The following is a 9,783-nucleotide window of genomic DNA, read 5'->3' as shown; positions in this document are numbered from 1 at the left end:
ATGCATAAGAATATTTCTTTTATTCTAAATTTTCAATTTAGATTTTTTATTCAAAAAATAAATTTTTAGATAAAAATAGATAATTAGTTGTTGTTTATACTCAATCGGATGAAGCCTATATTACTATATGTTTATAAAATAAAAAATATAAATTATTTGAATTATAATTTCTAATCATTTTTATAACTATTTTTATATGATATAATATAAGTTATAAAAAAGCTTTATAAAGAAAAAGTTTTAGTATATACTATGAAAAGTAAGATTGTGCTATTTTTAGGACTTTTTTTGATTTTAGTTTCAAGTAATTTTGGTTTTGAAATTTTAAATTCGGATAATGAAGTTCAAGAGTATTTCTCTTTAACTGATAATTTGATTACTGTTGTATCAGAAGTTGAAGCAGTTAATGTTAGTGTAGAGTATGAAGTGTCAGGAGTTGGTAAGGTTAAGGATTTTCCTTTTTCTATTTGTAGTGAAGAATATTGTTCTTCTTTTAGTTTGTCTTCTTTAACTGAGAGTTCAGGTGGTAGTTTTAGTGGTTCAAGTGTATTTAATATTACTGTTTTAGGTGAATCTAAGTTAGTTTATATTGATTTAGAGAATCCAACTATGGTTTTGGATAGTATAGAATTAAATTCTTCTAATCAAGAAGTTGAGTTTGATTTTAGTTTTAGTGATAATTCTAATAAACTTAAAACTGCAAAATTATATCGAAAGTATGATAGTTCTGAGATTTTTATTGCAGATGTTTTAGATGTTCTAACTTATAGTTATGATGTGTCTGAGTCTGGCGATTATAGTTTTTTATTTAAGTTAGAAGATGAAGCTGGAAATTTGGAAGAATTTGAATATGATCTTTCTGCTGGTGATATTTTTGAACCAATAATTAATTCAGTTTTTGTTGTTTTAAGTGGTTCTAACTATGAAGTTGAATTTGATATTGAAGATGATGTTAATTTGACAAAGTATGAAATTGTTCAAGGAACTTTAATTATAACTGAAGATATTTCTGGAACTAGTTTTAATAAAATTTTGAGTATTCCTTTTGATGAGGGGAATATTTTGCTTAAGGTTTATGATTTGAATGATAATGTTGCTCAAAAAACTATTTCTTTGGAATCAATAATAAGTAATACTTTTTATGATAAATTTTCAAATGATAAGGAATATAAATTTAAATCTAATGCGGATGAGTGTGTTTTGACGGGAGTTGATTCTAGAGATTATGATTCTGATTTTTCTGAGAGTTCAAATACTTTTAGTTATAATTTAGACATTAATAGGGTTGCAAATTATGAATTGGAGTTTTATTGTACTAAAGATAATTTTAAAGAGTATTATTCTAAGGATTTTTATTATGATATTAATGAGCCTTCAGATTTTGAATTTGAGGCATTTGCAAATGAGGATGGCAGTGTTAGTTTGACTTGGGATGAGAGTTTTGATAAAGAAGGTATTGTTGAGTATAGAGTTTTTAGGGATGATGAGGAGGTGTATGATGGTTCTAAGTTAAAGTTTGAAGATAAAGGAGCAGTTTATCCTGGAACTTATTCTTTTTTCATTGAAGCTTTTGATGAGGCGGATAATGAAGTTCAAACTTCAGAGATTGAAGTTACTCCAAATAAAGTAAGCGTAGATTTTGTTATAGATTTGGTTGATAGTGAGACTGTTAAAGATTCGAGTTTTGGTTTTGATATTACTACTGATAAAAATTCTAAAGTTAGTGTTACTTTAAAATCTGCAGGCCAAGTTATAGATTCAAAAGTTTATGATAATATTCAACAAGAAAAATTAGATTTTTTATTTAATTTAGAATCTGGAATTAATCAAATTATTGTTGAAATTGTTGATGAGGTTGGAAATGTTTTTGAGGATACATATTTTATTACTTATGATGATTCTTTAATTAGTGCATCGATTGAAGTTATTGAACCTGAGGTTGTTGTTGAAGTTGTTGAAGAAGAAGGTAGTTTTTATTCTTGGATTTGGTTTGTTTTTATTTTGATTATTTTAGCAATTTTTGTTAAGATTTTTATTTTTGATGAGAATAAGTTAACATTTTTGAAAAAACAGTCAAAGTCTAAATCGAAAAATAAAAAATTTCCTTTGCTTAGTGTTGAGAGAGTTAAGGACCATAATTTAGAAAAAGATTTTAACAGAATTAAAAAACAGAGAATTAAAAAACAATTTGATGCTAAAAGGGAGATAGAGAGGAAACATAATTTAGAAAAGAGAGGACGAACTGATTTTGAAAAGAAAAAATTAGAAGATTTATCAAAGAGAAAAGAAGTTTCAATTCCTTTTAATAAAAGAGAAGTAACAAAGAAAAAGATTGAAAAAATAAAAAAAGATCCTAGTTATGATGAAAATTTAAAACCTTCGAAAGAAGAAGTTCAAAGGGTTAAAAAAAGTAATTTTTTTTTAAGAGAATCTAAATCTGAAAAAATTAGAGATGAATTAGGTGAATATTTGCAAAAGGTAAAATCTACTCCTTCTTGGAATTCTACAAGAGATTATGTGGATAGTCCTGTTGTTGTTGAGCCTGTTGTTGAGAATAAATCTGAAGTTAAAAAAGATAAATCTTCTCTTGAGGATAAAGTTCAAGAGAAAAAGAGTTTTATGTTTTTTAGGAAGAAAGAAAATATCTCTAATGGGATTTCTTCTTTAGTAGAATCTAGTTCTGAAGATAAAACTAAGGTTTGGAATGGAAAGATTGATCTTGACGATTATTTGAATAAGACCATTAAAAAAAGGGGTAAAAAAAACTCTTATTTTGCTGAAAGGAGTGTTGAGAGTGATTTGAGGAATAGGGATTAAATCAAGAATCTAATTATATTTTTGGTCATTGTTTGATTAATTTTTTTCAAATTATTAAAACAATAAATTTGTTATTATTGGGTGAGTACAACTAATCTTTTTAGAAGGATTTTTGCATTTTAAAATATGTTAAAGAAATTAAGTAATTTTTTTGGAAATTTGGAGAATGAATCGAGTAATAATCTAGTTATTAATTTTGATTCATTTTCTTTGGCAAAGAATACTGTTTTTTTTAAAGAGGATGTTTTTAGGTTTTTAGATTTTAAAGATGAACTTTTAGATATGAAAAATTTGAATAAAAAATCCTTTAGTGTTTTTTGGAGAATTTCTAAAAATTCAGATCAGCTTTTATTTGAGTCACTTAATTTTAAATGTAATTTGTTTGTTTTAGACCATAAATTTTTCGGTAGAGAATATAATAAGACTACTTCTTTTTCTGTTGATTATAATGGTGTGTCTAAGTCTGCTTTGTTTGAAGTTTTGCATGGGGAAGGTTTTTTTATTTTAGAGAGTTTGGATGAAATTCGTGAGATAAAGGTTGTTGCAGTTAGTAAGGGAAGTTATGTTTATATCCCTTCAGGACAAGTATTCACAATGATTAATTCTTCTAAGAGTTCTAATATGGTATGTATTTCTCTTCTTGGAAAGAATACTAGATTTAAGACAAATGTTTTGGCAAAATTTTGTGGTTCGGGAGTTTTTTATACAAAATTAGGATTTATTAGGAATCAAAATATTGGACCTAATTATACTTTAAAAGATTATTTTGGTGATTATTTAGAGGATTTGAGTTTTGATAAAGAAGTTGGTATTTATCAGGAATTTTTGAATATTCCTGAGAAGTTTAATTTTTTGAAATAGAATTTTTATTTTGTTTTTTCTTCTACTAATTCTTGTTCTTTTTTTACTTGAACTCTTGCAGGTCTTACTATATTCTCTTTTCTTTTATATCCTTTTTTAAGGATTCCTATCACTTTACCTGGTTTAGCATCATCATTTTCAATTAATATTGGGTCATGCATATATGGATCAAAATTATCGTTAATTTTTGGTTCAAATTCTTCAAATTTGTGTTCTTTTAGTGTGTCAGTTAGATTTTTATGAATCATTTCAACTCCTTTTACAAACATTGCTTGGTTGTCAGTCATTTTGAGACTCATTTCAAAATTATCTATTGCAGGAAGTAAGTCTAACACAAAATCAGTTACAGCTCTATCTCTTATTTCAAGAGATTCTTTTTCTTTTCTTTTTTTGAAATTTTCAAAATCTGCTCTTGTTCTTAGATGTTCATTTTTCAATTCTTCAATTTGTTTAACTAAATTTTTGATGACTTCATCTTTAGAAATTTTTTTCTCTTTTTTAGAAGTATCTTTTTTTTCTTTTGTCATAGTATTGTTTAATGGAACTTGATTTATAAAAGTTTTTCATTTTTGATACTTTTATTCTATTTTAAACATTTCAAGACTTAAAATTTTATCTTCAAATTTTTCTTTTAGTTCTTTTTCAAATTTTTCTTTTTCTTTGTTTTCATCAAATACTAATGTTATAAAATATTCTTCGGAGTTTAAATTTTTAATTGCTTTTAGAATACATTTTGAGTCAATTAAAATTTTATTTACTTTTTCTTCTTCTTCTTTTATTAAATATTTAAATTTTATTATTGCGGCGTATTGAATATATCCTATTTTATTAAAGTTAATTACAGTAGTAAAATTTTCGATTATTCCTTGTGATTTTAGTTTATCTATTCTATACTTTACGGTGTCGGAGGAGATTTCTAATTTGTCTCCTATTTCTTTATATTGTACTCTACCATCTTCTTCTAATAATTTTATTATTTCTTTGTCTTTTTGGTCAATAAGAATTTGTTGATTTTTTTTAATAATTTTGAAATCTTTTTTTGTAGTTTTTTCATTGAACACTTTTTCTAGAAGTGTTTCTTTTTCATTTTCTTTTATTTCGTCTGTGGAAATTATTGTATAGTAGCTAGCAAGAACAGTTGAATAGTCTTCAAGAATTTCATTTAATTTTTCTTTAAATTCTTCTATACTTTGTGCGTATAATCTTACTATTAAGTCCCATCCTGAATTAGATTTTACAATCCATACTAAGTATTTGTTTCCCATGTGTTCTTTTACAAATTTTTCTTTAGAGATTTCATCATCAAGATTTAATTTTAGAAATATTATGTATTCTTTATAGTTTAGGGCTTGATCATTTATTTTTGGAATAAATTTTACAATTAGGTTTTCTTTGATAAGTCGTTTAATTCTATAATTTACTATTTCTCTACCTAAATCTATTTCTTTTGAAATACTTGATGAACTTTGTCTTCCATCTTCAAGTAATTTTCTTAAAATTAATATGTCTTTTGGAGATAGTATGGATAACTTATCTTTAGTCATAGTATATTTAAAAGTATTTTATTTATAAAATTGTTGTTTAGAAATATTGTTTTAGGAATAAAAAGTATTTATTCTTCTACTTCACTAGTTTTTTTTAATCTTGTGATGTAGCCCAAAATTGTGTTCTTTAATCTTTTTGAAGGAATTTTAGCGTATTTGTCAACAATTGTTTTATTTGTATTAAAATCTGATGTGAATTCGCTTGCTCCTTTCTTGTAAATTTTCTTTGCAGATGTCTTTACAAATGTACTTTTAACTCTTCCCATTCTATATAAAAAGAGTGACTTATGCTTTTTAAAGTTTTTCTTTTAATTATTTATTTGAAAAGATTAAATTTTTAAATACTGCAAATGATATAGGTATTAAGGTACTTGAAAATTGTATCTGTTTGAATGAAAAAATGGCTGAATGGAAGACATTAAAGCAAGAGACTGTAGATGTAGGCGGAAATAATTTTATCGAGGTTAATTTGAAACAACCTCCAGAAGGAGCAAATATGTTAATTGGTATTTCTAAGGGTTGGTTTACTGATGATGGACAAAAAAGATATAAAACAAATATTTTATTTAGTCGAGAAAAAAAAGATGAGATTGTTAAATTAATTCAAGAGATTGATGCAGAGTAATTTTTTCTTATCTTTTTTAGTTAGTAGTGATAAAACTAATTAAAGTTTATTCTAGATTAAAACTATATGAAAATAGTTAGTATTGAATCCTTACAAATATTAGATTCAAGAGGAAATCCAACAATTGAAGTTAAAATTGTTTTGGATGATGGTTCTGCTGGTTCGTTTAGAGTTCCTTCGGGAGCTTCAACTGGTATTCACGAGGCTTGTGAGTTAAGAGATAATAATAAAAATTTATTTCATGGTAAGTCAGTTTTAAAAGCTGTAGATAATGTTTATAAAATTAAGGAAGAACTTTTGAATATTGATTTTAATCAAAAAAGTTTTGATGAGTTTTTAATAGAATATGATGGAACTACAAATAAAGAGTTATTAGGTGCTAATGCAATTTTAGGACTTAGTATTGCTTTTTCTAAAGCTTCAGCAAAGTATTATAATTTGCCTTTATATGAATATTTGAATAGACTTGCAAATGGTTTGTCTTTTGATTTGAAAACTATTGCAAAGCCTGAACCAATTAATCTTTTTGCAAATGTGATTAATGGTGGTTTACATAGTGGAAATTCTTTAAATATTCAAGAGTTTATGATTATTCCTGTTTTTGGAAGTGTTTATGATAGAATTAGAGCAATTTCTGAAATTTATCAGACTCTGAAAGTTTTGATTGAGGAAAAATATGGTAAATCAAATACTGCTGTAGGTGATGAAGGAGGATTTGCACCAGATATTTCTAAGCCAACAGAAGCACTAGATTTGCTTGTTGATGCAATTGAGAAGAGTAATTATAAGGGGGAAGTGTTTTTAGCTATGGATGCTGCAGCTTCAGATTTTTACGATTCTACTACCAAACTTTATGAAGTTGAGAAAGGAGTTAAATTAGATTTCAAGAAATTGACTAAGTATTATTCAGATTTGGTTGACAAATATCCAATTATTTCTATTGAGGATGCAATGGCTGAAGATGACTTTGAAGGATTTGCTTATTATTTACAAAATGTTTCAAAACTTAAGATTAAAAATCCTATTTCAGGAAAGAAAGAATCTTTTAGTGTTGGAGATGATTTATTAGTTACAAATCCTGAAAGAATTAAACTTGCAATTGATAAAAAACTTTGTTCTTCGCTTCTTTTGAAAATTAATCAAATTGGAACTTTAACTGAGAGTATTGAAGCTCATAAAATGGCAAAAGCTGTGGGTTGGCACACTATCGTCTCACATAGATCAGGAGAGACTGTTGATGATTTTATTGCCGATTTGAGTGTTGCTTTGGAGTCTTCTATTAAAATTGGCGCTCCAGCAAGAGGGGAGAGAGTAGCAAAATATAATCGTTTATTGAATATATATAAATGATTTTTCTTTAAACATTTTTAAGTAAATATTTCTTTTTTTTATTTTATAGGGGTTAATAATCTATTTATTGTATAATATGAAAAAATATCTATGGGTAAAGTAGAAAGTCTAAGTTCTGATGTTAATTTTATTAAGGAGTTCGAAGAACTTAAATTGAAACAAAGATTATTGATTGATAGTCTTAAGAAAAAATCACAAAGTGAACAAGAAAGATTATTCTTGGAAATTAATGCTAAACTTGATTTTCTAGTTCAGATTTTTAAGGAAGCAAATTCTTCTGATGATGAAAAAGAGAAAGTAGATTTTGAAGCTAAATTTAATGATGTTTTGGATAAGATTGATTCTCTTTCAATTAAAGTTGATGATAGTTTTACTAAAGTTGAGAAGTTACAAGATAAAATTGTTTCGGATAAATCTTCAAATAAACCTGTTTTGAAAGCACAATTACTTGAAAAAGATAAAGTTTCAGATTCACCACCTTTAGTTTCTAAAACTTCTTTGGGTGACAAATCCAAACCTGTTGAAAATTCTTCTTCTGGAGCTCTTCCTCCTCCTCCTGCTTTTAAAACTGAAATAGCTGCTAAGTTTGGTGAAGTTTTGAAAGAAGATGGAGTTACTAAGAAAAAGAAGTGGTTTTAAATAAAATGGCCAAGAAAAAGTCTGTTGTTGATGAATTGAAGGGATATAATAAAGAACTTGGGACTCATTTACCTGATTTAGATTTTGATTTTTTAAAATCTGGTGGTGTGTTTAGGGATAAAGATGATTATGATGAGGATATTAATTCTCTTGTCGCATCTAATCTGATAGATTTGAAGACTGAAATGGCTTTGGTTCGAAAAAATTTGACAGATAGTATGGAAGGTATGATAATGAGATCTTTAAATACACAACAATCTCAATTTGCTAAGTTTATGGATGATTTTTATAAAAAAATGACTTTAAGTTTTAAAAGTACAGTTTCTACTTTTAGTGAAGAGCTTGGAGGAGAATTTTCAAAAATGAGAATAGAATTAGAGAAAATTTCTTTGTCTAATAAAATTTTGTCTGATAAATTAGAGGATTTTGGAAATGATTTCGTTGAAGTTAAGTCTATATTTAGTGAATTTGGTGAATTTAAGGATGAAACTAATTCTCTTTTAGAAAAAAAATTTAGTGGTATTGATGAGAGGCTTTCAAAAATTGAAGAAGGATTTTTAAGTATTAATGATTCTAATAAATCTGAATTAGGTAAAGTTTCGAAACTTATATTAATTCAAAAAGAGGGTATTGATAAAATTTCAAAAGATTTGACCACTAAATATTTAGGTATTAAAGAAGAAATTACTGAGTTTAATAAAAATAATAATGTTAATGTAAGGAAGAAACTTTCAAATTTTAATGAATCTTTGAGTGATTTGGGAAAAAAGGATAATTTTGTTAAGTCTAAAACTAAATCTGATATAAATGTTATAAAAAAAGATGAAATTGATAATAATATTTTAAGTTCTGAACTTAAAAATACAATTTTGGAGTCTCCCCAAATTGTATCTGATGATGATTTTAGGTTTGAGTCAAATTCTACAGTAGAGAAGTTGATTAAGATTGATTCTAGGCTTAAAAAATTGAATTCATTAAGGTAATTTCTACTTTTCAATGACAATAAATTTATATATTACATTCTTTCGAAAACTTAATTACAAGTAGTATATTTTTTATACTATCTAAATTTCAAAAAATGGTATTTAATAAAAAAGCAATAAGTCCAGTTGTTGCAACTGCTCTACTTTTAGTAGTAGCTGTTGTAGCTGTAGTTGGTTTCCAACAATGGTTCCAAACATATAACAGTGGTTTAATGGCTGGTGTTGATGAGCAAAGTGCAACATCCTCTGGTATTACAGTAGAGATGGTTCAAAATTCTTCTGCTGATGCAATCGTTTTTTTGAAGAATCCTAGTACTAATGCGGTAACTGCAGATATTTCAATTAGTGAATGTCCTACGGCAACAGGGGGAACTGATGTTTCAATCACTCCAGGAATTAATACTTCAGGTTACACTTTAACAACTTGTGGAATTGATACAGGTGCAAAAGTAACAGTTGTTATTAAGACTGATGAAGCAATTTACAGAGAGTCTGAGATTGTAAGTAATTAATTATGAACAATTTTAGTAAGAAAGGTGTTGCATCTTTTGCAACATTTTCTTTAATTATTATTTTGTGTATTCTGGTTTTGTCTTTTTCTTTTGGTTATTATAATAGTTCTAAAGAAGATATGATAATTCTTTCAGAGAAAGCAGCAATGATTAAGTCTATGTCTAATTTTCGTAGTGAGCTTTTGAATGTTGTAGTTTATAATGGTTCTAGTTTGGAGTATGTTGATTTTTTTTCAAATAATTTGGAAGTGATTTTACAAGATAATTTTATTCATAGTTCTTATGCGCAAAATGGGGAAATTGTTGAAGTTAATATTAGTACTTTGGGTCCAAATTTTTGCTCAGTTTATAATGTTAGTTTTGGCTTTAGTTCAATTTATAGTTTTAATGGTTCTTGCATTAGTGTTACTAATTAATTACACATAGATTTTTAATAGTTGTTGGGATGTATT

Annotated in this window: 11 protein-coding genes; 8 read left to right on the top strand and 3 right to left on the bottom strand. The window is 26.4% G+C overall.

What is annotated here, in order from left to right:
* Positions 1–252 precede the first annotated feature (252 nt).
* Together PF569_09755 and PF569_09750 are read left to right on the top strand one after the other, a co-directional pair.
* Positions 253–2,817 carry a hypothetical protein gene (locus PF569_09755; GenBank protein MDA3856516.1) on the top strand — a complete coding sequence of 855 codons (2,565 nt, stop codon included), beginning with the start codon at positions 253–255 and terminating at the stop codon, positions 2,815–2,817.
* A gap of 126 nt (positions 2,818–2,943) precedes the next feature.
* Positions 2,944–3,678: a hypothetical protein gene (locus PF569_09750; GenBank protein MDA3856515.1), complete on the top strand. Its 735-nt coding sequence runs from the start codon at positions 2,944–2,946 to the stop codon at positions 3,676–3,678.
* A 5-nt stretch (positions 3,679–3,683) separates the two neighbouring features.
* On the opposite strand, the gene PF569_09745 is transcribed toward PF569_09750, so the two are convergent.
* The 3 genes from PF569_09745 to PF569_09735 form a co-directional block, all read right to left on the bottom strand.
* Positions 3,684–4,205, bottom strand: coding sequence for a nucleotide exchange factor GrpE (locus tag PF569_09745; GenBank protein ID MDA3856514.1), 522 nt, complete (start codon positions 4,203–4,205; stop codon positions 3,684–3,686).
* A gap of 51 nt (positions 4,206–4,256) precedes the next feature.
* On the bottom strand, positions 4,257–5,222 hold the full coding sequence (locus tag PF569_09740; protein ID MDA3856513.1) for an AsnC family transcriptional regulator: 966 nt from the start codon (positions 5,220–5,222) through the stop codon (positions 4,257–4,259).
* 68 nt (positions 5,223–5,290) lie between these two features.
* Complete coding sequence (locus PF569_09735) at positions 5,291–5,488, bottom strand: 30S ribosomal protein S17e (GenBank protein ID MDA3856512.1); 198 nt, start codon at positions 5,486–5,488, stop codon at positions 5,291–5,293.
* A 134-nt stretch (positions 5,489–5,622) separates the two neighbouring features.
* Between PF569_09735 and PF569_09730 the strand changes: the two genes are divergently transcribed.
* The 6 genes from PF569_09730 to PF569_09705 all read left to right on the top strand — a co-directional run bounded on the left by PF569_09730 (position 5,623) and on the right by PF569_09705 (position 9,747).
* Entirely contained in the window at positions 5,623–5,847 is a 225-nt protein-coding gene (locus PF569_09730) for a hypothetical protein (GenBank protein ID MDA3856511.1), read from the top strand.
* Between the two features lie 66 nt (positions 5,848–5,913).
* Positions 5,914–7,197, top strand: coding sequence for a phosphopyruvate hydratase (gene eno / locus PF569_09725; GenBank protein ID MDA3856510.1), 1,284 nt, complete (start codon positions 5,914–5,916; stop codon positions 7,195–7,197).
* Positions 7,198–7,287: 90 nt separating this feature from the next.
* Positions 7,288–7,836, top strand: coding sequence for a hypothetical protein (locus PF569_09720; GenBank protein MDA3856509.1), 549 nt, complete (start codon positions 7,288–7,290; stop codon positions 7,834–7,836).
* Positions 7,827–8,819: a hypothetical protein gene (locus PF569_09715; GenBank protein ID MDA3856508.1), complete on the top strand. Its 993-nt coding sequence runs from the start codon at positions 7,827–7,829 to the stop codon at positions 8,817–8,819. The genes PF569_09720 and PF569_09715 overlap by 10 nt, the downstream gene beginning before the upstream one ends.
* Positions 8,820–8,914: 95 nt before the next feature.
* Positions 8,915–9,331 carry a hypothetical protein gene (locus PF569_09710; GenBank protein MDA3856507.1) on the top strand — a complete coding sequence of 139 codons (417 nt, stop codon included), beginning with the start codon at positions 8,915–8,917 and terminating at the stop codon, positions 9,329–9,331.
* A gap of 2 nt (positions 9,332–9,333) precedes the next feature.
* Positions 9,334–9,747 carry a hypothetical protein gene (locus tag PF569_09705; GenBank protein MDA3856506.1) on the top strand — a complete coding sequence of 138 codons (414 nt, stop codon included), beginning with the start codon at positions 9,334–9,336 and terminating at the stop codon, positions 9,745–9,747.
* Positions 9,748–9,783 lie beyond the last annotated feature (36 nt).

It is taken from the genome of Candidatus Woesearchaeota archaeon (assembly GCA_027858315.1).
GTDB lineage: Archaea > Nanobdellota > Nanobdellia > Woesearchaeales > UBA583 > UBA583.
Note: the sequence above shows the minus strand (reverse complement) of the source record. Positions and strands in the feature narration are given on the sequence as shown.

What these genes read in the sequence shown, in the direction of transcription:
- PF569_09740 (MDA3856513.1), bottom strand. Translation starts at nt 5,222, where the DNA reads ATGACTAAAGATAAGTTATCCATACTATCTCCAAAAGACATATTAATT.
- PF569_09735 (MDA3856512.1), bottom strand. Translation starts at nt 5,488, where the DNA reads ATGGGAAGAGTTAAAAGTACATTTGTAAAGACATCTGCAAAGAAAATT.
- PF569_09710 (MDA3856507.1), top strand. Translation starts at nt 8,915, where the DNA reads ATGGTATTTAATAAAAAAGCAATAAGTCCAGTTGTTGCAACTGCTCTA.
- PF569_09750 (MDA3856515.1), top strand. Translation starts at nt 2,944, where the DNA reads ATGTTAAAGAAATTAAGTAATTTTTTTGGAAATTTGGAGAATGAATCG.
- PF569_09755 (MDA3856516.1), top strand. Translation starts at nt 253, where the DNA reads ATGAAAAGTAAGATTGTGCTATTTTTAGGACTTTTTTTGATTTTAGTT.
- PF569_09730 (MDA3856511.1), top strand. Translation starts at nt 5,623, where the DNA reads ATGGCTGAATGGAAGACATTAAAGCAAGAGACTGTAGATGTAGGCGGA.
- PF569_09720 (MDA3856509.1), top strand. Translation starts at nt 7,288, where the DNA reads ATGGGTAAAGTAGAAAGTCTAAGTTCTGATGTTAATTTTATTAAGGAG.
- eno (MDA3856510.1), top strand. Translation starts at nt 5,914, where the DNA reads ATGAAAATAGTTAGTATTGAATCCTTACAAATATTAGATTCAAGAGGA.
- PF569_09705 (MDA3856506.1), top strand. Translation starts at nt 9,334, where the DNA reads ATGAACAATTTTAGTAAGAAAGGTGTTGCATCTTTTGCAACATTTTCT.
- PF569_09745 (MDA3856514.1), bottom strand. Translation starts at nt 4,205, where the DNA reads ATGACAAAAGAAAAAAAAGATACTTCTAAAAAAGAGAAAAAAATTTCT.